Below are 25,071 nucleotides of genomic sequence, written 5' to 3' on the forward strand. Positions count from 1 at the left end.
CGCCTGACGGACTTCAAGGGGCGGATCATGCGCGGCAAGCTGACATCGGTAGAACTTTGTGCCGGTGCCGGCGGTCAGGCCCTGGGGATCGAACAGGCGGGCTTTGCCCATCAGGCCTGCGTGGAAATCGACGACTGGTGCCGCCAGACGCTGATGCTGAACCGCCCGCACTGGAATGTGCTGCAGAGCGATCAGGCCGATCTGACGCAATTTGACGCGCGCCCCTATGCCGGTGTCGATCTGGTTGCAGGCGGCGTGCCCTGCCCGCCATTTTCGAAAGCCGGCAAGCAGCTTGGCGCCGCGGATGAGCGTGATCTGTTCCCCGATGCCCTGCGCGTCGTGGATGAGGTGCGGCCCAAGGCTGTGATGCTGGAAAACGTCCGTGGCTTTCTGGACGCGGTCTTTCACGACTATCGCCAGAAGCTGAAGGCCCAGCTGAAGGCAATGGGCTACAGCTTTGCGGAATGGCATCTGTACAACGCCTCGGATTTCGGGGTGTCGCAGCTGCGTCCGCGCGTAGTGATCGTGGCCGTGCATGACAATTACGCCGACAAGTTCGAATGGCCCAAGGGCGGCAACCTGCGCCCGCCGACGGTCGGGGAAAAGCTGCGCGATCTGATGGGTGCCAATGGATGGCGCGGCACCGATGCCTGGGCCGAGCAGGCCGATGAAATCGCGCCCACCATCGTCGGCGGCTCGAAAAAGCATGGCGGCCCGGATCTGGGGCCGACGCGCGCCCGGCAGGCCTGGGCCGCGCTTGGGGTGAATGGCAAAAGCATCGCGGAAGAGGCGCCAGAGCCCGATTTCGACGGCATGCCCCGCCTGACCGTGCGCATGGTCGCCCGGCTGCAGGGCTTTCCCGATGCCTGGCAATTCGCGGGACGCAAGACCGCCGCCTATCGTCAGGTCGGCAACGCCTTTCCGCCCCCCGTCGCACAGGCCGTCGCCAGCAATCTGCGCGCCGCCATCACCGCCCGACGGCTGTATTCCGTGGCCTGATGTCCTGCTGGCTGACCGAAGCCCGCCGCCGCTTTCACGCCGAATGTCTGGCCGGGCCAATCACCGAAACACGCGGCGTCCCCTCGATCGCGGATGTCTCGAACAGCGTCAGCCGAGAGATTGCGTCTGCGCTTGTGGCCCGGATCGGGGCCACGCAAAGCCATGCGGCGAAACCGGCAGGACAGACCGCCGGCAGCATGTTCGAAACGGCGACGCAGAATTTCATCGCCGCCTGTTTCGAAAAGCTGTCCCATCTTCGTCCGGGCGAATTTTCCGTCGCCAAGGGCCAGACCATCGCGCAATTCGACCAGTACAGCCATCTTGACGAATTGCGCGCCCTGGCGATGCAGAACCGCGAATTGCGCACCTTGCTGGGCAGCGATTATCTGATCAAGCCCGACGTGGTGGTCCTGCGCCAGCCGGTATCCGACGCGGCGCTGAACCGCGATCTTGCGCTGATCGACGATTCCGTCGCCCGCTACACCGCATTGCGGCAGAAGAACGGTGCCCGCGCCAGCCTGCATGCCTCGATCAGTTGCAAGCTGACCATCCGTTCCGATCGCGTGCAGAACACCCGGTCCGAGGCGCTGAATCTGGTCCGCAACCGCAAGGGCCGCCTGCCCCATATCGTCGCTGTCACGGCAGAGCCGCTGCCGTCACGCATCGCGGCCATCGCGCTTGGCACCGGCGATATGGATTGCATCTATCACTTCGCGCTGCCGGAACTGCTGGACAGTTTGCAAGGTCAGGGACGCGAGCGGCTTGACCTGGTGGAAACCATGATCGACGGCCAAAGACTGCGCGATATTGCGGATCTGCCGCTGGATCTGGTGATTTGATCGAAAGGGACCGAAACGCGACCATCGCGGGTCAGCGGTTTTCGTGATATCCCTATCGCCGGTTCGACGCAGGGCAGTTTACCGTGCGGCAACCGCAACACGCAACTCTGACAGCACGGCCTGAATCCTGGGCGTGCGGTGCAGATCGACATGGGTGACCAGCCACAGGTCGCTGATCCAACCTGATGGCCAGTCCAAGGCCACAAGCCCCTTGCAGCGCGCGGGCGGCAGCACGCCGATCGCCAGACCGGCGCGGATGATTGCTTCGGCGGCGGCGACGTCAGAGGTTGTCATCACCACATTCGCGGGATCGACATGGTCCCGCAGCCAGCGTGAATGGGGCGCGTTCTGTCCGGTCGGTCCCGGCGACACGAAGCGATGATGCGCCGGATCGTGGCTGTCGCCATGGTCGCGCAGATATGCGGCGGAGGCCACCAGCCCGTGCCGCATCCGGGCCAGCGGCTGAACCACGTAATCCGGCTCGGTCGGGCGGGCGCCTGCGCGGATGGCGATATGCGCTTCGCCCGCGGACAGGCGAAACAGCCGGGCATCCGCAAGATAGGTGATCCGCAGGCCCGGATTTTTCCGCATTGCCGCCGTCAACGCGGGCAGGATCACCTCGTCAAAGCCGGCGACGGCCGTCACCACAAGATCGCCCTCGACCCGCCCTGCGACACCGCTGATCTGCGCCTGCATCCGGGCGAAGTCCTCATCCGCCTTGCCCGCGACCTGCAACAGCAGCCGCCCGGCATCGGTCAGGGCATATCCCCGTCCGTGCCGCTGAAACAGCTTCGCGCCCAACTGCCGCTCCAGCGCGTCGACCCGCCGGATCACGGTCGCATGGTGAAGGCCCAGAACCTCGCCCGCCGCGCTGACCGTCCCCAAGCGGGCCACGGCAAGCGCCGCCCTGATATCATCCCAGTTTTCCACCTGTATGTGCATTTTTGCACAGTTCCTGCGCGCTGATGTGCCTTTTTATTTCTGAACCTCGGGTCTAAATCAAGCGCAACGCATAAGCCTATCAAGGAACCCATATATGAAAATCCTGCATCTGGATGCGGCCATCACCGGCGAAAACTCTGTCTCGCGCAAGCTGACGGCTGACATCACCGCGAAATTGCAAGCGCGTAACCCCGCAGCCTCGGTGACCTATCGCGACCTGAATGAGGGCGTGCCGGCCATCGACGGCGCCTGGTTCGAGGCCGTGCGCCTGGCCCCCGCCAGCCCCTCGGCCGAACAGCAGAAGCTGATCGGGATTTCGGATGCCTATCTGAAAGAGGTGCAGGATGCGGATGTGCTGGTCATCGGATCACCGGTCTATAATTTCGGCATCACGGCACAGCTGAAGAACTGGCTTGATCAGATCGCACGGGCCGGGGTCAGCTTCCGCTATACCGAGTCCGGTCCCGAGGGTCTGCTGACCGGCAAGCGCGCCATCATCGCCTACACCGCTGCGGGTACACCCCTGGGATCCGATCTGGATTTCGCCTCGGGCTATTTGCGTCACATGCTGGGATTCATGGGGATCACCGAGGTCGAATTCGTGGCCGCCGACCGGCTGGCGATGGACCGCGACGCGGGGATGGCCCGGGCGCAACAGGCACTGGACCAGATCGCTGCCTGAGCAGCGGTGAAAACGTGTTGGGGGGATGGCGCTTGGCGATCATTCCCTCTCGACTTTCTTCGGGCGCGGGATAACGTGACGGCGTTTAACCCTTTCGGATTCCCACAAACATGTTCAAGCGTTTTTCCGCACTCGCACTCGCCGCTGCGCTGGTTGCGACCGCCCCCTCTTATGCCTCTGCCCAGACCTCATTCGGCGCCAACAGGAAAATGGCCGCGGCCCAGAATGAAAGCCAGTGGGTGGCGAATACGCAGCAGCAGATACAAAAGCGGCTGCGCAATCTGGACTCGACGCTGAATTCCGTCGGCATCAGCCGCAACATGACCGCCGCCTTCGCGATCATCGTTGAGCGCAGCGGTAAGGTCATCGACGCCAGGATCATCGAAAGCTCTGGCACGCCCGCCGTCGATACGGCCATTATCCGGGCGCTGTCGCGGCTGGAGCAGGTCGAGCCATTTACGCCCGACATGGAGCAATCTGTCCTGGTGGTGCCGATGGGCATGGGCGTGGGCACCAAATAGCGCCGCGCAAGGTGTCAGGGCTGCCGACCCGTCTGCAGGCCCCGAACCACGAGGATACGGGGCTTTGTTGACTCTGGCCCCGATTTTGCCTATGTGATCCCGGATTCCCGGAAGGATAAGCCTTCCGGTCCCCGTCAGACGCGGGGATCGCCCCCCGTCAGCGCGTTGCGCCCACGGGGGCTAAACCGCATTGGACCGCAGGAGGCCCGGCTATGTTCGAGAACCTTTCCGACCGTTTGGGCGGCGTATTCGACCGGCTGACCAAGCAGGGCGCCCTGACCGAGGATGACGTCACCGCCGCCATGCGCGAGGTCCGCGTCGCGCTGCTTGAGGCCGATGTCTCGCTGCCCGTCGCGCGCAGCTTTGTCAAATCGGTCACATCGAAAGCCACCGGCGCCGCTGTCACCAAATCGATCACCCCCGGCCAGCAGGTCGTCAAGATCGTCCATGACGAGCTGATCAAGGTCCTGCAGGGCGATGACGCTCCCGACGCGCTGCGCATCGATAACCCGCCCGCGCCGATCCTGATGGTCGGCCTGCAGGGCTCGGGCAAGACGACCACCACGGCCAAGCTGGCATTGCGGCTGAAGGATCGCGAAAAGAAGCGCGTGCTGATGGCCAGCCTTGACACAAACCGCCCCGCCGCGATGGAGCAGCTGGCCATTCTTGGCCAGCAGATCGGTGTCGACACCCTGCCTATCGTCCTGGGTCAGACCGCGACGCAGATCGCCCAGCGTGCCAGGCAGCAGGCCAGCCTTGGCGGCTATGACGTCTATATGCTGGACACCGCCGGCCGTCTGCATATCGATCAGGTGCTGATGGATGAGGTTCAGGCGGTTCGCGACATCGCCCAGCCGCGAGAGACGCTGCTGGTGGTGGATGGCCTGACCGGTCAGGACGCGGTCAATGTGGCCAGCGAATTCGACGAGAAGGTCGGCGTGACCGGCGTTGTCCTGACCCGGATGGATGGCGACGGGCGTGGCGGCGCGGCGCTGTCGATGCGCGCGGTCACCGGCAAGCCGATCCGTTTCGTCGGTCTGGGCGAGAAAATGGACGCGCTGGAGGTGTTCGACGCCCAGCGTGTCGCCGGCCGCATCCTTGGCATGGGCGATATCGTCGCTTTGGTCGAGAAGGCGCAGGAGGTGCTGGAGGTCGAGCAGGCCGAGCGCATGATGAAGCGCTTCAAGAAGGGTCTGTTCAACATGAACGACCTCAAGGGCCAGCTGGAACAGATGCAGAAGATGGGCGGCATGGGATCGATCATGCAGATGATGCCCGGCATGCAGAAAATGGCCAAACAGGCCGAAGCGGCGGGCATGGACGATTCCGTCATTCGCCGTCAGATCGCGCTGATCAATTCGATGACGAAAAAGGAGCGCGCCAATCCCGACATGCTGCAGGCCAGCCGCAAGAAGCGGATCGCCGCCGGTGCCGGGATGGAGGTGTCAGAGCTGAACCGCCTGCTGAAGATGCAGAAGCAGATGGCCGATACCATGAAAAAGCTGGGCAAAATGGGCAAGGGCGGCATGCTGAAACAGGCCATGCGCGCCATGACCGGCAAGGGCGGCGGGCTGCCGGACATGGAAAACATGGATCCGGCGAAGATGGCCGAAGCCACCAAGATGCTGCAGGACCCGAAGGGTCTGGGCGGCGATCTGTCCAAGGCCGGCCTGCCCGGCGGCCTCAGCGGCATGTTCGGCAAGAAATAAGGCGCCCGAAGCCATGTCCCCCACCACGGCCACATTGCAGATCACAGTGCCGGTTCTTGAAACCGAGCACCTGATCCTGCGCGAACCGCGCCTGTCGGATTGGGAGGCAATGAACGCCTTTGGTCGGTCGGAACGCGCGGCCTATATCGGCGGCCCTTACGAAGACTGGCAGAACTGGGAGGCGCTGACCCGTGGCATCGGTCACTGGTTCCTGCGCGGCTATGGCATGTGGTCCGTCGAGGAAAAGGCCGCGGGTCGGCTGGCGGGTCGGGTCGGCATCATCAACCACCATGACTGGCCGGAACCCGAACTGGGCTGGCACGTCTACGAGGATTTCGAAGGCAAGGGCCTTGCCTACGAGGCCGCCATCGCCGCGCGCAACCATGCACAGGGACCGATGGGGCTGGCCCCCCTGATCTCGCAGATCGATCCCGGCAACGCCCGCTCTCGCAAACTGGCCGAACGGATGGACGCCACGTTAGAGCGCGAAAGCGTCCTTCGCGGCCAACACTGCCTGGTCTATCGCCACCCGAAGGAGGCGGCATGACCCTGTTTTGCGCCCCACGACACCCTGCCGCACGGAGCCTGCCATGACCGATCCCGTCGCCCGCGCCGCCGCATTGCTGAAAGAGCATCGCGAATCCATAGACCGGCTGGACGCAATCCTGGTCTATACGCTTGCCGAACGGTTCAAGCGCACCCAATCGGTCGGCCTTCTCAAGGCCGAACACGCTCTGCCGCCCTCGGATCCGTCGCGCGAAGCGCAGCAGATCGAGCGGCTGGAACGCCTCGCGCGCGAGGCCGACCTTGACCCCGAATTCGCGCGCAAATTCCTGAATTTCGTGATCGCAGAAGTCATTCGGCACCACGAACAACACCAATCGTAAGGGCGCGGATGCGCCCATAACACCGCCATTTCAAAGGAGAAAACGCAATGGCTATGAAAATCCGTCTGGCCCGTGGTGGTTCGAAAAAGCGTCCGCATTACGCGATCGTCGCCACCGATTCGCGCATGCCGCGCGATGGCCGCTTTCTGGAAAAGCTGGGCACCTATAACCCGCTGCTGCCCAAGGACAGCGAAGAGCGCGTGAAGATGGACATGGAGCGCGTTCAGTACTGGCTGGGCCAGGGCGCACAGCCGACCGACCGCGTGGCTCGCTTCCTGGAAGCCGCAGGCGTCAAGGACAAGACCGAGCGCAAGAACATGAAGAAAGCCGTTCCCGGCAAGAAAGCCAAAGAGCGCGCCGAGCAGAAGGCCGCCAAGGCAGCCGCTCCGGCCGAAGAATAATCGGCATCCGGGCCCGGGCAGATGCGTCCGGGCCCGTCTGACATCGGCTGATGTTCCGCCTGTTCCGTCGCGCGATTTTCCTGATGCTGATCTTTTTCGGCGGCATGGTCTACGAACGCATGCAACAACAGGACAAATGCGAGACGTCCGGCGGCATCTGGCAGCGCGCCGGATTTTGCCAAGGGGGTTAGAGAATGACCGACAGGATTTGTGTGGGCGCGATCGCCGGAGCCTTTGGCGTCAAGGGCGAACTTCGCCTGAAAAGCTTTACCGCCGAGGCCGCCGATATCGCGAATTACGGCCCCCTGACCACCGAGGATGGCAGCAGATCCTTTGCCGTCACCCTGACCCGCCCGATCAGCGGCGGGCTTGGCGCCCGTCTGTCGGGCGTCAAGACGCGCGAAGATGCCGAGGCGCTGAAAGGTGTCACGCTGTGGGCGCCCCGCGACGCGCTGCCCTCATTGCCAGATGACGAATTCTACCATGCGGATCTGATCGGGCTTGAGGTGGTGGATACCGGCGGCAAGACCCTGGGCCGCGTCCGCGCGATCTTTGACCATGGCGCGGGCGATATTCTGGAGGTCGTCGGCGGCAAGGATCTTCTGCTGCTGCCCTTTACCCGCGCCGTCGTGCCGACCGTGGATCTGACCGCAGGCCGCATCGTCGCCGACCCGCCCGGCAGCGACGAATGAGCGACAGACCGAAATCACATGGCCGATTGACCGTCACCACCAGCCTGCGCCCGCGCGAATTGATGCGTGAACCTCAGGTCAAAGGCGCGTGGCAGGCCAATGTCGTGACCCTGTTCCCCGAAGCCTTTCCGGGCATTCTGGGCCTGTCGCTGACCGGCCGCGCCCTTCATGAGGGGCTGTGGAACCTGCGCACCATCCCCCTGCGCGATTTCGGCATCGGCAGGCACCGCAATGTCGATGACACCCCGGCCGGCGGCGGGGCAGGCATGGTCATCCGCGCCGATGTCATGGATGCCGCCCTGCGCGAGGCGCGGCAAGGCCCGCCCACGCCGGTGATCTACATGTCGCCGCGCGGGCGTCCGCTGACACAGGCCCGCGCCCGCGATCTGGCCGAAGGGCCGGGCGTCACGCTGATCTGCGGGCGTTTCGAAGGGGTCGATCAGCGCGTTCTGGACGCCCATGAGATCGAGGAAATCAGCATCGGCGACTATGTCCTCACCGGAGGAGAGATTGCCGCACAGGTCTTGATCGACACAACGGTTCGGCTTATACCGCGCGTGCTGGGGAATCAGGACTCTCTGGCCGAGGAATCCTTTTCCATCGGCAACAGGGGCCTTCTGGAAGCCCCCCAGTTCACGAAGCCCGCCCGGTGGGAAGGCCGCGAGATCCCGGAAGTTCTGCTGTCGGGAAATCACGCGGCCATTCATGCTTGGAGGGCCAGTGAGGCCGAAAGGCTGACCAAGGAACGCCGCCCCGACCTGTGGCGGGCATACGAAGATCGTGTGGACCCGGCAAAGGACCGACAGCTCTCGGGCGCATCAGACCAATCGCGGACACACCGCGAGCATGACAAGGAACCCAAGCGATGAACCTGATCGCAGAACTTGAAGCCGAGCAGATCGCCGAGCTCGGTAAGGAAATCCCCGATTTCAAAGCAGGCGACACGGTGCGCGTCGGTTACAAGGTGACCGAAGGCACCCGCACCCGTGTGCAGAACTACGAAGGCGTCTGCATCTCGCGCAAGGGCGGCAATGGCATCGGCGCCAGCTTCACCGTCCGCAAGATCAGCTTTGGCGAAGGCGTCGAGCGCGTTTTCCCGCTGTATTCGACCAATATCGACGCGATCACCGTGGTCCGTCGTGGTAAGGTCCGCCGCGCGAAGCTGTATTACCTGCGCGACCGTCGCGGTAAGTCGGCCCGTATCGCCGAAAAGACCAACTACCGTCCCAAAACCGACGCGAAAGCCTAAGGAGGTCGCGAGATGAAAAAAGATACCCATCCCGACTACCACATGATCGAAGTCAAGATGACTGACGGGACTGTCTACCAGACCCGCTCGACCTGGGGTGCCGAAGGCGAAACCATGTCGCTGGACATCGACCCGACCACCCACCCGGCATGGACCGGCGGTTCGGCCCGTCTGATGGATACCGGCGGCCGCGTGTCGAAGTTCAAGAACAAATATGCCGGTCTGGGCTTCTGATCGCCCTTTCCGTCGCAGTTCTGAAACGCCGTCCTCCGGGGCGGCGTTTTTTCATGCCGCGGCTCAGGTCAGGATCGCCAGCAGCCGCCTGCCCGCGCCGAAGCTGTGCAACAGGCACCACAGGCCCAGGCACAGCGCCACCACGAAGGCGAATTTCGGATCCCCCTCCAGCCCCAGTCGCGTGGCGGCGATCATCGCCAGGATATGCGCGAAATAGGTAAAGGCCGCCAGACTGGCCAGCCCCCTGCCGCCCGGCATCCCTCTGACCGACAGGGCCGCCAGAACGATCAGGGGCGCGCAGATCAGCAGCGACAGCATGGTGTCCACGCCATAGGTGCCTCTGGCGATACGATACCAGATCAGGCTTTCGGCCATCACCGCAAGCAATGACAACGCGGTCAGCATCGCGCCCCCTGCCCCGATCCGTCGAAGGCCCGACAGGGCCAGCGCATAGCCCATCGCGAAGAAGGGAAAGATCACCAGAATGCCGTTGCGATACAGGTCCAGCGGCAAAAGCACGCGTTCCGACAGCACCAGATATTGCAACCCGATACCGACGCCCGCCAGAAACAGCGCCAGCATGACGATCCGCCGCAAGGGGACCTGCCAGCGGATCAGCGCAAGCAGCAAGACACCGGCAAGGATCATCCCGGCCAGAAACCACAGGTGGAAATAGCCAAAAACCCACAGTTGCAGAAGATGCGTCGGCGACGTGATCTCGGGACCATAGAAGGGCGCATAGACCAGCATCCAGATCGCATAAAGCCCCACGATCCGCCGCAGATAGCGCCCCGCGCGCCGCCGCTGAACCGCCCGCGCAAAGAAGAAGCCAGAGATCAGCGCGAAGACCGGCACCGCGACCCGGTAAAGGCCATTGACCAGCATCTGCCGTGCTTCGGGCTGCGCAAGATCCGGAAAGCCCGTGTGAATGCCGATCACAAAGATCGCCAGGATCACGCGAAGCGCGTCAATCGCGCTGTCTCGTTCGGGAAATGCGGTCATTGATCGTCCGATTGTCTATGGCAATCGAACGGCAAAAAGGGCGGTCAGGTCCGACCGCCCCGGCAATTCCACGGACATTGGCAAGTTCAAGCCGAAGCGGCGTGATGCCGCGCCCGGTCTTTGCCGATCAGGCCGCCGCCGCGTCGGGTTCGACCAGCGTGACGATGTCCAGCATGATGGTATTCAGCTGGAAATCCTTGGGCGTATAGACCCGCGCCACGCCCATTTTCAGCAGCCGCGCCGCGTCGTCATCGGGGATGATCCCGCCAACGATGACCGGGATATGTTCCAGACCCTCTTGCCGCATCCGCGTCATCAGATCCTCGATCAGCGGCAGATGGCTGCCCGACAGGATGGACAGGCCGACCACATGCGCCTCTTCTTCCTTGGCGCGGTTGACGATCTGTTCGGGGGTCAGGCGGATCCCCTCATAGGTGATGTCCATGCCGCAATCGCGGGCGCGGAAGGCGATCTGTTCGGCGCCGTTGGAATGCCCGTCCAATCCCGGCTTGCCGACGACGAATTTCAGGCGGCGGCCCAGACGGGCGCTGACGGCATCCACCGCCTCGCGAATATCCTCAAGCCCTTCGGTGCGGTTCGAGGGCGAGGCAGACACCCCTGTCGGCCCGCGATATTCACCATGAACCTGACGCATCACGCCCGCCCATTCGCCGGTGGTGGCCCCGGCCTTGGCCGCGGCAATCGAATGGGGCATGATGTTCTCGCCCCGCTTGGCGGCTGCCGACAGCGCCGCAAGCGCATCCCGCACCGCCGCATCGTCGCGTGCGGCACGCCATTCGGTCAGTCGCGCGATCTGATCCTGCTCGACCGCCGGATCGACGACCATGATGCCGCCATCGCCCGCCGTCAGCGGCGAGGGTTCGCCCTGCTGCCAGCGGTTCACACCGACGACGACCGTTTCATTGGTCTCGATCCGGCCCAGACGCTCGGCATTCGATTCGACCAGACGCGACTTCATATAGTCGATCGAGGCGATCGCCCCGCCCATATCGTCCAGCAGCGCCAGTTCGTCGCGCGCGCCCTGTTTCAACTCCTCGACCTTGGCGGTGATGACCGGATTGCCGTCGAAAAGATCGCCATATTCCAGCAGATCCGTTTCATAGGCGACGATCTGCTGCATCCGCAGCGACCATTGCTGATCCCAGGGACGCGGCAGGCCAAGCGCCTCGTTCCAGGCGGGCAGCTGCACGGCGCGGGCGCGGGCATTTTTGGACAGCGTGACGGCCAGCATTTCCAGAAGGATCCGGTAGACGTTGTTTTCCGGCTGCTGTTCGGTCAGGCCCAGGCTGTTGACCTGCACGCCATAACGAAAGCGGCGGTATTTCTCGTCCTCAATGCCATAGCGTTCGACCGTGATCTCGTCCCACAACTCGGTAAAGGCGCGCATCTTGCACAGTTCGGTGACGAAGCGGATGCCGGCATTCACGAAAAAGCTGATCCTGCCGACCATTGCCGGGAACTGATCCTCGGGCACCTTGCCTTTCAGATCATCCAGCACCGCAATCGCCGTCGCCAGCGCATAGGCCAGTTCCTGCTGCGGCGTCGCCCCGGCCTCTTGCAGGTGATAGGAACAGACATTCATCGGGTTCCACTTGGGCAGATTTTCGCGGGTATAGGCCGCAACATCCGTGATCATCGCAAGGCTGGGCTTGGGCGGGCAGATATAGGTGCCGCGCGACAGATATTCCTTGATCAGATCGTTCTGGACCGTGCCCTGCAGCTTGCTGACATCGGCGCCCTGCTCTTCGGCGACGGCGATATACAGCGACAGCAGCCAGGGCGCGGTCGCATTGATCGTCATCGAGGTGTTCATCTGCTCCAGCGGGATCTGATCGAACAGCGCGCGCATGTCGCCCAGATGGCAGATCGGCACGCCGACCTTGCCGACCTCGCCCCGCGACAGGATATGATCGCTGTCATAACCGGTCTGGGTCGGCAGATCGAAGGCCACCGACAACCCCGTCTGCCCCTTGGACAGGTTGGTGCGGTACAGCTCGTTCGACTTTGCCGCCGTCGAGTGGCCTGCATAGGTGCGGAACAGCCAGGGCTTGTCTTTCTCGGCCATGCGGATCGCCTCGCAATAATCTTACAGTTGGGGCAGGAATACCGAAACAATGATACGCCGTCAATTCGCCGCATTGCAGAATACGCTGCGTCTGCACGAAGCTTTGGCTTTGTGACCGCCGCAGGATCGTGGTGTTGAGCAAAACATCAGCAGGCGTATGTTTTGGGCGACGATATATCGCCGATCATCCAAGATGTGCGACCCTACGTTACGGACATAAAATTACGTTGATGGCGCCGATTGGGTTGCAATGTTGCGCAAGCTTGGGTAGTGCTTCGGAAAGTTTGATTCTGCATCGCAGAAAGAAGAGGAGACCCACCATGGCTCTTGATGCCCCGACCCCGATCGCGCCTTACGACGCCCCGGTGAAAGATCTGTATGCCATTGGCGAAATGCCCCCGCTGGGTCATGTGCCCAAGCAGATGCATGCCTGGGCGATCCGCCGCGAACGCCACGGCGAACCGGATAAGGCAATGCAGCTTGAGGTCGTGGACGTGCCGCAGATCGACAGCCATGAGGTGCTGGTTCTGGTGATGGCGGCGGGCGTCAACTATAACGGGATCTGGGCGGGTCTGGGCCTGCCGATCAGCCCCTTTGACGGGCATGGCGCGGATTATCACATCGCGGGCTCTGACGCCTCGGGGATCGTCTGGGCGGTGGGCGACAAGGTCAAGCGCTGGAAGGTCGGCGACGAGGTCGTGATCCATTGCAATCAGGACGATGGCGATGATGAGGAATGCAACGGCGGCGACCCGATGTATTCCCCCACGCAGCGGATCTGGGGCTATGAAACGCCGGACGGATCCTTCGCGCAATTCACCAATGTTCAGGCCCAGCAGCTGATGCCGCGCCCGCGGCACCTGACCTGGGAGGAATCCGCCTGCTACACCCTGACGCTGGCCACCGCCTATCGGATGCTGTTCGGCCATGAACCGCATGAGCTGAAGCCGGGCATGAATGTGCTCGTCTGGGGCGCCTCGGGCGGGCTTGGATCCTATGCGATCCAGCTGATCAATGCGGCAGGCGGCAACGCCATCGGCGTCATCAGCGAAGAGGACAAGCGCGATTTCGTCATGGGCCTTGGCGCCAAGGGCGTGATCAACCGCAAGGAATTCAATTGCTGGGGCCAGTTGCCCACCGTGAACACCCCGGAATACAAGGAATGGTTCACCGAGGCGCGCAAGTTCGGCAAGGCGATCTGGGACATCACCGGCAAGGGCAATAACGTCGATATCGTCTTTGAACATCCGGGCGAAGCGACCTTCCCGGTCTCGACCCTGGTTTGCAAGAAGGGCGGCATGGTCGTGATCTGCGCGGGCACCACCGGCTTCAACTGCACCTTCGACGTGCGCTATCTGTGGATGCATCAGAAGCGCGTGCAGGGCAGCCATTTCGCCCATCTGAAGCAGGCCAGCGCCGCGAACAAGCTGATGCTGGAACGCCGTCTGGACCCCTGCATGTCCGAGGTTTTCCCTTGGGCCGAGATCCCGCAGGCGCATATGAAGATGTACAAGAACCAGCACAAGCCGGGGAACATGTCGGTTCTGGTTCAGGCGCCAAAGACCGGGCTGAGGACGTTCGAGGACGCGCTGGAAGCAAGCAAGCGGTAAGTCCGCATCGGAATGACGGAAAGGGCGGGTGCGGACCCGCCCTTTTTCATGTCAGAACAGGCCGTAAAGGATGCCGCTCATCGCGATCAGCCCCATGACGGTCACAAAGACATTGGACGCCTTGCCGCGATATTTCGCCAGCGCGGGCACCCGATGGATCGCATACATCGGCATCAGATACAGGATCGCCGCAATGACCGGGCCGCCCAGCGTCTCGATCAGGCCCAGAATGCTGGGATTCAGGATAGCCACGCCCCAGGTCGTCACGAAGATGATCGCCGCAATTCCCATATTCAGCCGCTGATCCGGCATGGCGATGCGGTCGGGCGCCACCGTGCCCCGCAGGATGCCGCGCAGCCCCTCGGCCGCGCCAAGGTAATGCCCGAAAAAGGATGAGACGATGGCCACGAAAGCCACCAGCGGGCCGAAATAGCTGATGAAGGCGCTGTCATTCACATTGGCCAGATAGGACAGGATCGGCAGGTTTTCCGCCTTGGCCTCGGCCAGCTGTTCGGGCGTCAGCGACAGCACGCAGGAAAACACGAACAGCATCACGAAACTGACCAGCATGACCGAGGTGTTCTTCAGGATCTGATCGGCCTTCAGGCTGGCATCCGCGCCGTAATCGCGCTTCATCGCACAGGCGAATTGCGAGATTGCGGGCGAATGGTTGAAGGAAAAGACCAGCACCGGAATCGTCAGCCAGATCGTCCTCAGCGCCGTGGACAGGGTCGGCACCTCTTGCACGGCGGCCAGATTCCATTGCGGCACCAGATAGAGCGACAGGAAGATCAGGATGCCGACCAGCGGATAGACCAGGAATTGCGTAACGGCCAGCATCACCCGCTGCCCGGCCAGCATGACCGCCATCATCGCCGCGATCAGCAGCCCCGACAGCAGCCAGCGCGGCGGCGGCTGCATTCCCATCTGATTGGACAGAAAGCTCTCGGCGGTGTTCGTGATGCCGACGCCATAGATCAGAACGATGGGATAGATCGCCAGAAAATACAGCAGCGTGATCGCCTTGCCCGCGCCTTCCCCGAAATATTCGACGACGACGCCGGTAATGTCGGTGTCGGGGTTCTTCGAGGAACAGACAAAGCGGGCCAGCGCGCGATGTGACAGATAGGTCATCGGCCCGATCAGGATGGCCATGATGACCAGCGGCCAGAACCCTCCGATCCCGGCATTGATGGGCAGAAACAGGATGCCCGCGCCGACGGCGGTTCCGAACAGGCTTAGCATCCATGTCCTGTCATATCTGGACCAGCCCAGATTTTCAGATCCGGGCGATGCCCCTGCCCCGGTCGTATCAGCCATAATCTCTCCCCCCTATCAAATGAACGCACAATAAAGTCGCGATGAGTGCGCCGCCGATAAAGGAGGCGTCCTGGGGGACGCAATGGCTGTTAGCGCCATCCCCGGGGAAATAGGTCAGAACATCTCGCCATGGGCGGAAAACCCCTTCTCCTCGATATCGCGCAGCGCCTTGTAACGCTTGATGCCGACGGCATGGCTGGACATGGCATTGGCGGCCCGAACCATGAATTCGCGATGTTCGGACAGGCATTGCTGCATCCAGGCATCGGGATCGACACCATCCGCGATCCACGGCCCGACCGCCAGCAGGCGCAACGCGCCTGCGTGGTTCGGGCAGACCGCCATGGCCAGACGGTCAGCGGAATATTCCTGCGCCCGCGTCGTCGCCGCACCGGGCAGGAACAGCATCCCCGGCACGATCCCTATGACGATCCGCCACAGCGAGACATGCCGCAGCTTGTGATGCGCGATCTCATGCGCAAGGACGAATTCGACGATATCGGGCGATTTTGGCAGCAGCATCGCGATCTCGGCATGGATCACGACATAGCGGCGGCGGCGATTGCATTCCAACGCATAGGCATTCACCACGCCATTGCCATTGGTCACATAAAGCCGGGGCGGGTTCGGCATATCCAGACGCTGGGCCAGATCCTGATACAGCGCATGAAGTTCGGGAAACTGCGACGGCCCGACAAGGATCGCATTCGCCCGCGCCTGGGCGGCGATGTAGAAGCGGTAGATATAGATCGCCAGCGGCGCCAGCAGCAGCAGATAGGCCGTATCGGCCATGTCGCGCAGATCCGTGGCGCCGTCTTCGCCGACCGCCTCTTCCAGCTTGCCATTCCCGTCGATCCACCAGATGCCAAAGGCCGCGGCCAGCGCCAGCAAGGTGATCAGCGCCGATAGCCAGATCATCGGCATCTCCCACCGGTGGCGAAAGCTGCTGAAGCGTGGCGGCTGGGGGGAAGAGGCGCACATGAAAAATTCCGATCATTGAAAACCTTTGCGCGGGATTATTCGGGGCTGGGGGGAAAGTCGAATCCCGCCGGGCAGCCAAGGTCGGTTTGCCCTTCGCTTTCATGCCTGCGCGCGCTATGGCTGAGCCATGACCAGCCAGACCGCCATTGCCACGACGCCGCAGCTTTCCTCGGATCAGGCCGATGCGTGGGATGCGCTGGCCGAGACCTTTGCCGCCGCGGGCGTCGATATCGTGTCCGAGGAATTGCAGCCCCCGCAGCCCGGCAAGGGCCGCGTGATGGCAGTGATCGGCAAGGCCGGTTCGGGCAAGACCTTGCTCTTGTCGGAAATCACCCGTGCCCTGCGCGAGGCGGGGGTGGATCTGGTCAGCGGCGATTACGAGGGCAAGCGGCGCAAGGATCGGCGCACCGTCGCCGTGCTGGCCCCCACCAACAAGGCGGCCTTCGTGCTGCGCATGCGCGGCGTTCCGGCAACCACGATCCACCGCATCCTTTATACCCCCGTTTATGATCCCGAATATGAACGCATCGCCGAATGGCTGACCGGCGAGGGTAATCGCCCCAGCATCGAGGGGCTGACCGATGAGGCGCTGGACCGCGCCAAGGCGTTCTACGATCAGCACAGCTCGGTCCCCGGGGCGCTGGCGGCGGCAGGGCTGCGAGGCTCGGATTTCATTCAGGGCTGGAAGCGGCGCGAGGAAGGGCTGGATATCGGCCTGATCGACGAATCCTCGATGCTGGATGAGCGCCAGTTCGAGGATCTGCGCGAGATTTTTCCCGTGCTGATCCTGTTCGGCGATCCGGCGCAGCTGGCCCCGGTCGGGCAATCGGGTGAAATGGTCTTTGACCGGCTGGCCGAGACGCAGCGGCTGGTGCTGAACCGCATCCACCGTCAGGCCGATGACAGCCCGATTCTGGATCTGGCCCACGCGCTGGCCGATGACAGCGTCACCTTTGACCGTTTCGAAAGCATGATCCGCGAGGCCGCACAGCGCGACCCGCGCGTTGTCTGGGCCGAGCGGGTCGAAAGCGATATGATGTCGCGAAGCCCGGTTCTGGTCTGGCGCAATGCCACGCGGATCCGGCTGATCCATGCCTTTCGCAGCGCCTTCGGCGCGCCGGGCGATGCGCTGTTGCCGGGTGAGCCGCTGATCTGCGACGGGCTGGAACTGCCCCTGAAACACCGCAAGAAGCGCATCGACCTTGAGGCGCGCGGCCTGATCAAGGGCGCGCAGGTTGTCTATCTTGGCCCCGGAAAGAAGCCCGGATTTTCCCGCCTGCATGTGATCGGCGCCGAGGATCCGCGCCTGTCGGCCGCCAGCATCGTCAAGATCGAGATGCCGGATGAAGAGGAACCCTTTATCCCCTTCGCCGCCCGCATGGGCGCCGCCTTTCTGCATGGCGCCGCAGTCACGATCCATAAGGCGCAGGGCAGCCAATGGCCCGACGTGCAGGTCTTTGGCCCCGATATCAGCGCCGCCGCATGGTCGAACCGAACCGAAGCGGGGATTCCGCTGTGGAAGCGCCTGACCTATGTGGCGATCACCCGCGCGCAGGACCGGCTGTTCTGGGTCACGCGGCCCCGGCTTGCCCGCCCCTCGGCCCCGCTCAGCACCGGGGATCTGGATCCGCCCGCCGCACCGCTGACACTTGGCGACGCGGACGAGCAGGGTTAGGCCCGCCGCCGTCCCGTCTTGCGTTCGATGGCCAGACGCAGCGCCTCAATCAGGGCTTCCTTGGGCAGACCGGTTTCCTGCGACAGGCGCATGATGCCGAAATGGACGCGCGCCAGTTCCTGATAATAGCTGGTGAAGGTGTAATTGATCGAGGCCCCGACCACGGCCCCAAAGATCGGCGCGGCCTGCGCGGCCAGCTTTTGACCCATCGAGACTGCCAGCCGTGGCGCGACGCGGCTGATCAGGCTTTGCAGCGTATGCCCGGTCACCGATAACCGCGCGGCCAGCAGGCCCAGATCGGCATTGTCGTCGCTGGCCATCGGCCCGGCGGCGGCAAAGATGCGCAGGCATTCCTTGCGCACCTCATCGCTTTCGGGATCAAGCCCGTGTTCCGCCGCGATATCCAGCATCGCGCGCAGCAGCAGGGTAATGGTAAATGGCATCTCGATCATCGCACCCGGAAAACCGCCCGCGCCCCCCGCCGCGCCGCTGACGCCCGAGGCCAGACGGTTGAACCAGTCGCCACGGTCGCGCATCATCCGGCGCGATCCGCTGGCCGCCTTGAACGCCCGGTTCAGCGCAATTCGGGTAATCCCGTCCAGCCGGTTGCGCACAAAGCCCGGCAGCCGCTCCAGCAGGCCCTCGGCCCCGTTACCGACAACCGACATGATCTCCATACCCAGCCCGCCCGCATTCAGATAGCGGTCGGCCAGCCGGTCGACCTGCGCCAGAACCGAAGGGTCATTGATCGGCGGCAGCACCGCCTGATTCGTCTGCAACTGTGTCATCGTATGGTTGTCCGAACCTTGATGGATACCGGCAACAGATGGGGATCACCGGAGAGCTATGCCAGACCCGCAGATGCATCCTGCGATGCAGCCCGCGTGACCTGCCCCGCCACATCAACCCAGGCCCCCGGCCGAAGTTCCAGCCCCAGAACCCGGTCCGGATTGGTCGGCGGCGGCATCTGGACATGGTCCAACCGCTCGAATCCAAAGCGCGAGTAATAGGGCGCGTCGCCCACCAGCAGCACCCGCGACCAGCCCAGATCGCTGGCCCGGCCCAGACTGTCACGCATCAGCATCCCGCCCAGCCCTTCCCCCTGAGCCGTCGGGTGCACCGCGATCGGCCCCAGCAGAAGGGCCGCGTTCCCACCCACATGAACCGGCCAATAGCGGATCGCGGCCAGCAGGATCCCCGATGGATCGCGCAGCAACAGGCACAGGCCCGCAACCGGCGGCACGCCATCGCGCAGGCGGTAAGAGGACAGCGCGGTCCGGCCCGGCGCAAAGCACAGGTCATAAAGCGCCTCGACCTCATATTCGTCGGCATGGGTTTCGGGACGGATCTCGTACATGATGCCTCGCATGATGTCGTTGCCCCATAACATGCTGCAACCCGTTGCGGAATATTGCAGAAGATGAAAAGCGATGGCATTTTGGCGCCCGCAACAGGCGAAAGGCCGACAGATGTATTATCGACCCGAAACAGGTCACGGCCTGCCCCATAACCCGTTCAACGCCATCGTCGCGCCACGCCCCATCGGCTGGATCTCGACCCGTGGCAGGCAGGGCGACAATCTGGCGCCCTATTCCTTTTTCAACGCCGTGGCCTATGTGCCGCCGCAGGTGATGTTCGCCTCGACCAGCAAAAAGCCCGACCGCCGTGGCACCAAGGACAGCGTCTCGCAGATCATCGAAACGGGCGTGTTTTGCGTCAATATCGCGGCGGGGGATTTGCGCGATCAGGTCAATGCGACCTCTGCGCCCCTGCCCGCAGGTGAAAGCGAGTTTCAGGCCGCCGGGATTCGCAGCGCCGAATGCGACAGCATCGACTGTCCGCGCGTGGCCGATGCGCCTGCCGCGCTGGAATGCAGGCTGACCCAGATCGTCCCGCTGGCCGGGGAATCGAACTATGTCGTGCTGGGCGTGGTCACGGGCGTGCATATCCGCGACGATTGTCTGGTCGAGGGGCGCTTTGACCCGCGCCCGGCCGGCGGGTGGATTTCCCGGCTTGGATACAAGGATTACGCCGCAGTGCAGGAACTTTTTGAAATGGACCGGCCGAAATGAGCAAGACCGTCAGGGACTATATCCGCAGCATCGTAGATTTTCCGCATGAAGGAATCATTTTCCGCGATGTGACCACGCTCTTCGCCGATGCGCGGGGCTTTCGCATGGCCATCGACCAGTTGCTGACGCCATATACCGGCATGAATATCGACAAGGTCGTGGGGCTTGAGGCGCGCGGCTTCATTCTGGGCGGCGCAGTGGCGCACCAGCTATCGACGGGATTCGTCCCGATCCGCAAGAAGGGCAAGCTGCCCGGCGCCGTGATTTCCGAGGCGTACACGCTGGAATATGGCGAGGCCGTGATGGAAATCCACGATGACGCCCTGAAACCCGGAGAGCGGGTTCTGGTCGTGGACGATCTGCTGGCGACGGGCGGAACCGCTGCGGCGGGGATCAAGCTGTGCGAACGTCTGGGCGCCAAGGTGATCGGCTGCGCCTTCGTCATCGACCTGCCGGATCTGGGCGGCCGCCGCCTGCTTGAGGATCTGGGCCACGAGGTTCACGCCCTGACCAGTTTCGACGGCGATTAAGCCGGGAAAATCACCCCGGGATTCATGATCCCCCGCGGATCCAGCGCGGATTTGATGGCCCGCATCGCTATCAGCCGCGCCGGATCGCCCCATTCCGCCAGATCGGCCGCCTTCAGCCGCCCGACGCCATGCTCGGCCGAGAATGACCCGCCACGGCTGACCACCATCTGATGCACCTGTCGCGACAGATCCTTGCGGATCTCGTCGTAATCTTCGCGGCCGCGGCCTTCGGCGGGGAAAAGATTGTAATGCAGATTGCCGTCGCCCAGATGGCCGAAGCAATTGATCCGCATATCGCCCTGCGCCAACAGCATCGCGCCGGCATCGGTGATGAACTCTGCGATCTGCGACAGCGGCAGGCTGACATCATGGCTGGCAATCGCCCCGATGGCGCGGTTGGCCAGCGGAATGGTTTCGCGGATGGCCCACAGATCGGCGGCCTGTTGTCCCGATTGCGCGATCACCCCGTCGCTGACCAGCCCGGCATCCGCGCCCTTGACGAACAGCGTCTCCAGCGCCTGATCGGCGTTCAGACCTGCGGGCAGGCCCACCTCGATCAGCACAAGCCAGTCCGGACGATCCGCGAAGGGTTGCTGCAGCTTCGGGAAGGCCTGATCCAGAAAGCGCAGCCCCTGCCCCGAGATCAGCTCGAACGCGGTCACACCGCCCGCCATACGGCCCTGCGCCAGCGACAGCAGCGACAGCGCCGCCGACGGGCTGTCCACGACCATCATCGCCACGCCGCTTTCCGCCGGGACCGGCGCCATGACCAGCGATGCGGCGGTGATGATGCCCAGCGTACCTTCGGCCCCGATCAGCAGGTCACGCAGGTCATAGCCGGTATTATCCTTCCGCAGCCGTTTCAGATCATGCATGATCTGGCCAGAGGGCAGCACCGCCTCGATCCCCAGACATTGCGCGCGGGCATTGCCATAGCGCAGGACATTCACACCGCCCGCATTGGTGGACAGCACGCCGCCGATCTGCGCCGTTCCCTGAGAGGCCAGCGACAGCGCGAATTGCCGACCCGCAGCGGCAGCCGCGTCGCGCGCCGATTGCAGCGTGACGCCGGCCTCGGCCAGAAGCACGGATTCTTCGGGATAGATCGCGCGGATGGCGGTCATCCGCTCCATCGACAGGATCAGCGGGGCGACGCCATCGGGCATCACCTGCCCGCCGACCAGACCGGTGCCGCCGCCGCGCGGAACGACGGGCACGCCGCCCTGCGCGCAGGCACGGATCACCGCCGCGGTTTCGTCAACGTCATGCGGCGCGGCCACCAGACCGGCCTGACCGTGGAAACGGCCGCGCGGCTCTTCCAGATAGCTGGGCGAGACATCGCGCAGCACGCCCGAAGGCAGCTTTCTGGCGAAGCGTTGATCAGCCGGGTTCAGCATGGCCACCTATCGCACATCGGTGCGCCCGCGCCGGTCGCTGCGCAGATTGGCGTAAAGGACGTGATTGCGCCAGCGCCCGGCGATCTGCAGATAGCTTTGGGCGACACCCTCATATTTGAAGCCGGATTTCTCCAGCACGCCGCGCGAGGCCGCGTTTTCGGGCAGGCAGGCCGCCTCGATCCGCGACAGGTCCAGCGTGGTAAATGCATGGTGGACCAGCGCGCCGATGGCTTCGCGCATGAAGCCCTGACGGGCATAGCTTTCGCCGATCCAATAGCCGACGGTGGCTGATTGCGCCGGTCCGCGCCGGATATTGTCCAGCGTGATCGCCCCCAGAAGCGGACCGTCACGATGGACAAGAAAAAGCGGCAGGGCCGAGCCGTTGCGGCTGGCGCGCGACGCCCAATAGACCCGGTTGGTAAAGCCCTTGCGGGTCAGATGGTCATGCGCCCAGATCGGCTCCCACCGGGTCAGGAATTCGCGGCTGTTGACCCGCAGCGCCACCCAGTCGTTGAAATCGGAATGCTTGGGCAACCGCAGCACGATCCGCTCGGCTTCCAGTTTGACCGGGCGGCTGCGGGAAAACATCAGGCTGCGAACCTTTCGGCAAGCGCATCGCGCGAGGGCGCCGCCTTGACCGGCCCATACAGCGCCAGCGCAGGCTGAACATTCGCAAGCAGCTGCTGCGCATGATCGCGGATCTCGGCCATGCTGACGGCGGCGATACGGTCCGCGACCTCGGCCGGATCCGGCACGCGACCCCAGATGGCCAGCGTCCGCGCCATGCGTTCGGCCTGTGCCGTCGGGCTTTCCAGCGCCATCAGCATACCGGCGCGCAACTGCGTCTTGGCGCGATCCACCTCGGCCTGGCTCAGATCATCGGCGGCGCGCTTGATTTCATCCACGGTCAGATTGGCCAGATCGACGATATCCTCACCCCCGGTTCCGGCATAGACGGTCATCATGCCCGTATCGTCGTGAAAGCCCGATTGCGCAAAGATGGTATAGCATAGCCCCCGCTCTTCCCGGATCTTCTGGAACAGGCGCGAGGACATGCCGCCGCCAATGGCCGAGGTAAAGATCTGCGCGGCATAGAAATCAGGCGCCAGATAGCCCGGGCCTTCCAGCGCCAGCGCGAAATGGGCCTGTTCCAGCTTCTTGACGCGGCGGGTTTCCAGACCCTGCCAGCGCGCGCCTTCCCGGTCGGGCTGCCGTACGGCAGAGAGATGGCCAAAGGCCTGTTCGGCCAGCCTGACGATCTGATCGTGATCGACGGCACCCGCCGCCGCGACGATCATCTGGCCCGGGCCATAGTTTTCGGCCACGAAACCGGCCAGATCGGTGCGGGTAAAACTGCTGACACGTTCCGCCGGGCCCAGGATCGTGCGGCCGATGGCCTGATCGGGATAGGCCGCAGCCTGCAGCCAGTCGAAGATGATATCGTCAGGCGTATCGGCGGCCTGCCCGATTTCCTGCAGGATCACGCCGCGTTCCACCTCGATCTCGCGCTCGTCGAAAATCGGGTTCAGCACGATATCCGAGATCACGTCGAAGGCCAGATCCACATCGCTTTCCAGCACGCGGACGTAATAGGCGGTGGCATCGCGCGACGTATAGGCGTTGATATAGCCGCCCACATCCTCGATCGCCTCGGCGATTTGCAGGGCGCTGCGCTTTTCGGTGCCCTTGAATGCCATATGTTCCAGAAAATGCGCGATCCCGTTCTGTTCGGGCCGCTCATTCCGGCCGCCCGCGCTGATCCAGACGCCAAGGGCGGTCGAATGCAGGCCGGGCATGGTGCGGGTGGCGATGCGCAGCCCGTTGGGCAGCGTGGTCAGGTGCACATTGGCGTCGATGGTCACTGGGTCCTCCGTTCAAGGATCAGCGATTTAAGCGCCTCGGCGTCATTTTCAACCCGGGTGACGCGTTCGGGCAGATCGAACAGATCGGCCATATGCGGCGGCAGGCCGGGGCGAATGCCAATCGCGCTTTCCACCGCGTCGGGGAACTTGGCCGGATGCGCGGTGGCCAGTGTCACCATCGGGACAGCGGGCTCGATATGCGCGCGCGCGACCGAAACGCCGACCGCGCTGTGCGGGCACAGGATTTCCCCGGTTTCCTCGCGGATGGTGCGGATCATGGCCAATGTTTCCTCTTCGCTGACACGGCCCGAGGCATATTGCTCGCGCAGCGTCTGCAGGGCGCCCTGGCTGATCGAGAAGCCGCCCGATTTCAGCTCTTCCATCAGCTGCGCGATGGCCGAGGCATCGCCGCCATAGGCCAGATACAGCGCCCGTTCGAAATTCGAGCTGACCTGAATATCCATCGACGGGCTGATCGAGGGCTCGACCGTGCCGGTGCGATATTCGCCGGTGGTCAGCGCGCGATGCAGGATGTCGTTCTGGTTCGTGGCCACGATCAGGCGGCGGATCGGCAGGCCCATGGCCCGCGCGATGCTGCCCGCGAAGATATCGCCGAAATTGCCGGTGGGCACGGTAAAGTCGATCTCACGCGCGGGGGCGCCAAGGCTGGCGGCGGCGGTGAAGTAATAGACGATCTGCGCCACTACCCGCGCCCAGTTGATGCTGTTCACCCCGGCCAGACCGACCGTGTCGCGGAAGTCGTGATCGTTGAACAGATCCTTCAGCCTGGCCTGGCAATCGTCGAAATGACCATCCAGCGCCAGCGCATGTACATTTTCCGCCGAGGGCGTGGTCATCTGGCGGCGCTGCACCTCGGACACGCGGCCATGCGGATACATGATGAAGACATCGACATTGTCGATCCCGCGAAAGGCCTCGATCGCGGCGCTGCCGGTATCGCCCGAGGTCGCGCCGACAATGGTAATCTTCTTGCCCGAGCGTTTCAGCGCGATTTCGAACAGCTGCGCAATCAGCTGCATCGCGAAATCCTTGAAGGCCAGCGTCGGGCCGTGGAACAATTCCAGCAGGTAATGGCCGGGCGCCAGTTGCTTCAGCGGCGCACGCGCCGGATGCGAGATCCGGGCATAAGCGCGGTCAATCGCGCCGCGCAGTTCCTCATCCGAAAAGCTGTCGCCGGTGAAGGGGCGGATCACGCGAAAGGCGACCTCTTCATAGGGCAGGCCGCTCAGTTCTTCGATGCCCGAAAAGGCCGGAATGGTCTCGGGCAGGTAAAGCCCGCCGTCGCGGGCCAGTCCGGTCAGCATGGCTTCTTCGAAATTCAGCACCGGGGCCTGTCCCCGCGTCGAGACGTAACGCATCT

28 protein-coding genes are annotated in these 25,071 nt (G+C 63.5%); 17 read left to right on the plus strand and 11 right to left on the minus strand.

The features are described from left to right. Positions 1-27: 27 nt before the first annotated feature. Together JHX87_RS08845 and JHX87_RS08850 are read left to right on the plus strand one after the other, a co-directional pair. Positions 28-999 (plus strand): DNA cytosine methyltransferase, encoded by a 972-nt coding sequence (locus tag JHX87_RS08845; protein ID WP_271886535.1) that lies wholly within the window; start codon positions 28-30, stop codon positions 997-999. Then, the gene (locus JHX87_RS08850; protein WP_271886534.1) at positions 999-1,838 is read left to right on the plus strand and encodes an NgoMIV family type II restriction endonuclease; all 840 of its coding nucleotides are present in this window, start codon (positions 999-1,001) and stop codon (positions 1,836-1,838) included. The genes JHX87_RS08845 and JHX87_RS08850 overlap by 1 nt, the downstream gene beginning before the upstream one ends. Positions 1,839-1,916: 78 nt before the next feature. Here the strand turns inward: JHX87_RS08850 and JHX87_RS08855 are convergent, their stop codons facing one another. Then, positions 1,917-2,780, minus strand: coding sequence for a LysR family transcriptional regulator (locus JHX87_RS08855; protein WP_336391090.1), 864 nt, complete (start codon positions 2,778-2,780; stop codon positions 1,917-1,919). Positions 2,781-2,874: 94 nt separating this feature from the next. On the opposite strand from JHX87_RS08855, the gene JHX87_RS08860 reads away from it, so the two are divergent. From JHX87_RS08860 to rpmE, 11 genes are all read left to right on the plus strand, one after another. Beyond that, positions 2,875-3,462 carry an FMN-dependent NADH-azoreductase gene (locus JHX87_RS08860; RefSeq protein WP_271886533.1) on the plus strand — a complete coding sequence of 196 codons (588 nt, stop codon included), beginning with the start codon at positions 2,875-2,877 and terminating at the stop codon, positions 3,460-3,462. A 110-nt stretch (positions 3,463-3,572) separates the two neighbouring features. Then, positions 3,573-3,983: a TonB family protein gene (locus tag JHX87_RS08865; RefSeq protein WP_271886532.1), complete on the plus strand. Its 411-nt coding sequence runs from the start codon at positions 3,573-3,575 to the stop codon at positions 3,981-3,983. 212 nt (positions 3,984-4,195) lie between these two features. After that, on the plus strand, positions 4,196-5,692 hold the full coding sequence (gene ffh, locus JHX87_RS08870) for a signal recognition particle protein (RefSeq protein ID WP_271886531.1): 1,497 nt from the start codon (positions 4,196-4,198) through the stop codon (positions 5,690-5,692). Positions 5,693-5,705: 13 nt separating this feature from the next. Continuing rightward, a complete protein-coding gene (locus JHX87_RS08875) occupies positions 5,706-6,239 on the plus strand; it encodes a GNAT family N-acetyltransferase (RefSeq protein ID WP_271886530.1) in 534 nt (177 codons plus the stop codon). Positions 6,240-6,282: 43 nt separating this feature from the next. Further along, positions 6,283-6,579 carry a chorismate mutase gene (locus JHX87_RS08880; protein WP_271886529.1) on the plus strand — a complete coding sequence of 99 codons (297 nt, stop codon included), beginning with the start codon at positions 6,283-6,285 and terminating at the stop codon, positions 6,577-6,579. A gap of 47 nt (positions 6,580-6,626) precedes the next feature. Continuing rightward, positions 6,627-6,980 carry a 30S ribosomal protein S16 gene (gene rpsP / locus JHX87_RS08885; protein ID WP_271886528.1) on the plus strand — a complete coding sequence of 118 codons (354 nt, stop codon included), beginning with the start codon at positions 6,627-6,629 and terminating at the stop codon, positions 6,978-6,980. A gap of 50 nt (positions 6,981-7,030) precedes the next feature. After that, positions 7,031-7,171, plus strand: coding sequence for a hypothetical protein (locus JHX87_RS08890; protein WP_271886527.1), 141 nt, complete (start codon positions 7,031-7,033; stop codon positions 7,169-7,171). A gap of 3 nt (positions 7,172-7,174) precedes the next feature. After that, complete coding sequence (gene rimM / locus JHX87_RS08895) at positions 7,175-7,672, plus strand: ribosome maturation factor RimM (protein WP_271886526.1); 498 nt, start codon at positions 7,175-7,177, stop codon at positions 7,670-7,672. Continuing rightward, positions 7,669-8,541, plus strand: coding sequence for a tRNA (guanosine(37)-N1)-methyltransferase TrmD (trmD, locus tag JHX87_RS08900; protein ID WP_271886525.1), 873 nt, complete (start codon positions 7,669-7,671; stop codon positions 8,539-8,541). The genes rimM and trmD overlap by 4 nt, the downstream gene beginning before the upstream one ends. Beyond that, a complete protein-coding gene (gene rplS, locus JHX87_RS08905) occupies positions 8,538-8,921 on the plus strand; it encodes a 50S ribosomal protein L19 (RefSeq protein ID WP_271886524.1) in 384 nt (127 codons plus the stop codon). Before trmD ends, rplS begins: the two co-directional genes overlap by 4 nt. Positions 8,922-8,933: 12 nt before the next feature. Next, positions 8,934-9,155: a 50S ribosomal protein L31 gene (gene rpmE / locus JHX87_RS08910; protein ID WP_271886523.1), complete on the plus strand. Its 222-nt coding sequence runs from the start codon at positions 8,934-8,936 to the stop codon at positions 9,153-9,155. Positions 9,156-9,218: 63 nt separating this feature from the next. Here the strand turns inward: rpmE and JHX87_RS08915 are convergent, their stop codons facing one another. Together JHX87_RS08915 and JHX87_RS08920 are read right to left on the minus strand one after the other, a co-directional pair. Next, on the minus strand, positions 9,219-10,157 hold the full coding sequence (locus JHX87_RS08915; protein WP_271886522.1) for an acyltransferase family protein: 939 nt from the start codon (positions 10,155-10,157) through the stop codon (positions 9,219-9,221). 127 nt (positions 10,158-10,284) lie between these two features. After that, the gene (locus JHX87_RS08920; RefSeq protein ID WP_271886521.1) at positions 10,285-12,243 is read right to left on the minus strand and encodes a protein meaA; all 1,959 of its coding nucleotides are present in this window, start codon (positions 12,241-12,243) and stop codon (positions 10,285-10,287) included. Positions 12,244-12,563: 320 nt separating this feature from the next. On the opposite strand from JHX87_RS08920, the gene ccrA reads away from it, so the two are divergent. Further along, complete coding sequence (gene ccrA, locus JHX87_RS08925) at positions 12,564-13,853, plus strand: crotonyl-CoA carboxylase/reductase (RefSeq protein WP_271886520.1); 1,290 nt, start codon at positions 12,564-12,566, stop codon at positions 13,851-13,853. A 51-nt stretch (positions 13,854-13,904) separates the two neighbouring features. Here the strand turns inward: ccrA and JHX87_RS08930 are convergent, their stop codons facing one another. Both JHX87_RS08930 and JHX87_RS08935 read right to left on the minus strand, forming a co-directional pair. Next, a complete protein-coding gene (locus JHX87_RS08930) occupies positions 13,905-15,173 on the minus strand; it encodes an aromatic amino acid transport family protein (protein ID WP_271886519.1) in 1,269 nt (422 codons plus the stop codon). A gap of 114 nt (positions 15,174-15,287) precedes the next feature. Beyond that, on the minus strand, positions 15,288-16,091 hold the full coding sequence (locus JHX87_RS08935; protein WP_271886518.1) for a M48 family metallopeptidase: 804 nt from the start codon (positions 16,089-16,091) through the stop codon (positions 15,288-15,290). Between the two features lie 190 nt (positions 16,092-16,281). Here JHX87_RS08935 and JHX87_RS08940 point away from each other — a divergent pair, with 190 nt between their 5' ends. After that, positions 16,282-17,829, plus strand: a complete 1,548-nt coding sequence (locus tag JHX87_RS08940; RefSeq protein ID WP_271886517.1) for an ATP-dependent DNA helicase — start codon at positions 16,282-16,284, stop codon at positions 17,827-17,829. Here JHX87_RS08940 and JHX87_RS08945 read toward each other — a convergent pair. Together JHX87_RS08945 and JHX87_RS08950 are read right to left on the minus strand one after the other, a co-directional pair. After that, the gene (locus JHX87_RS08945; protein WP_271886516.1) at positions 17,826-18,617 is read right to left on the minus strand and encodes an EcsC family protein; all 792 of its coding nucleotides are present in this window, start codon (positions 18,615-18,617) and stop codon (positions 17,826-17,828) included. The genes JHX87_RS08940 and JHX87_RS08945 overlap by 4 nt on opposite strands. Positions 18,618-18,673: 56 nt before the next feature. Further along, a complete protein-coding gene (locus tag JHX87_RS08950) occupies positions 18,674-19,186 on the minus strand; it encodes a GNAT family N-acetyltransferase (RefSeq protein WP_271886515.1) in 513 nt (170 codons plus the stop codon). A 112-nt stretch (positions 19,187-19,298) separates the two neighbouring features. On the opposite strand from JHX87_RS08950, the gene JHX87_RS08955 reads away from it, so the two are divergent. Together JHX87_RS08955 and JHX87_RS08960 are read left to right on the plus strand one after the other, a co-directional pair. Next, on the plus strand, positions 19,299-19,901 hold the full coding sequence (locus tag JHX87_RS08955) for a flavin reductase family protein (protein WP_271886514.1): 603 nt from the start codon (positions 19,299-19,301) through the stop codon (positions 19,899-19,901). Then, entirely contained in the window at positions 19,898-20,431 is a 534-nt protein-coding gene (locus JHX87_RS08960; RefSeq protein ID WP_271886513.1) for an adenine phosphoribosyltransferase, read from the plus strand. Before JHX87_RS08955 ends, JHX87_RS08960 begins: the two co-directional genes overlap by 4 nt. Here JHX87_RS08960 and JHX87_RS08965 read toward each other — a convergent pair. The 4 genes from JHX87_RS08965 to thrC form a co-directional block, all read right to left on the minus strand. Then, on the minus strand, positions 20,428-21,828 hold the full coding sequence (locus JHX87_RS08965; protein ID WP_271886512.1) for an FAD-binding oxidoreductase: 1,401 nt from the start codon (positions 21,826-21,828) through the stop codon (positions 20,428-20,430). The genes JHX87_RS08960 and JHX87_RS08965 overlap by 4 nt on opposite strands. A gap of 6 nt (positions 21,829-21,834) precedes the next feature. Continuing rightward, complete coding sequence (locus tag JHX87_RS08970; RefSeq protein WP_271886511.1) at positions 21,835-22,416, minus strand: GNAT family N-acetyltransferase; 582 nt, start codon at positions 22,414-22,416, stop codon at positions 21,835-21,837. Further along, positions 22,416-23,624: a M16 family metallopeptidase gene (locus JHX87_RS08975; RefSeq protein WP_272833931.1), complete on the minus strand. Its 1,209-nt coding sequence runs from the start codon at positions 23,622-23,624 to the stop codon at positions 22,416-22,418. The genes JHX87_RS08970 and JHX87_RS08975 overlap by 1 nt, the downstream gene beginning before the upstream one ends. A gap of 62 nt (positions 23,625-23,686) precedes the next feature. Beyond that, positions 23,687-25,069: a threonine synthase gene (gene thrC / locus JHX87_RS08980; protein ID WP_271886509.1), complete on the minus strand. Its 1,383-nt coding sequence runs from the start codon at positions 25,067-25,069 to the stop codon at positions 23,687-23,689. Between the last annotated feature and the right edge of the window lie 2 nt (positions 25,070-25,071).

This window comes from Paracoccus fistulariae (assembly GCF_028553785.1).
Classification (GTDB): Bacteria; Pseudomonadota; Alphaproteobacteria; order Rhodobacterales; family Rhodobacteraceae; genus Paracoccus; species Paracoccus fistulariae.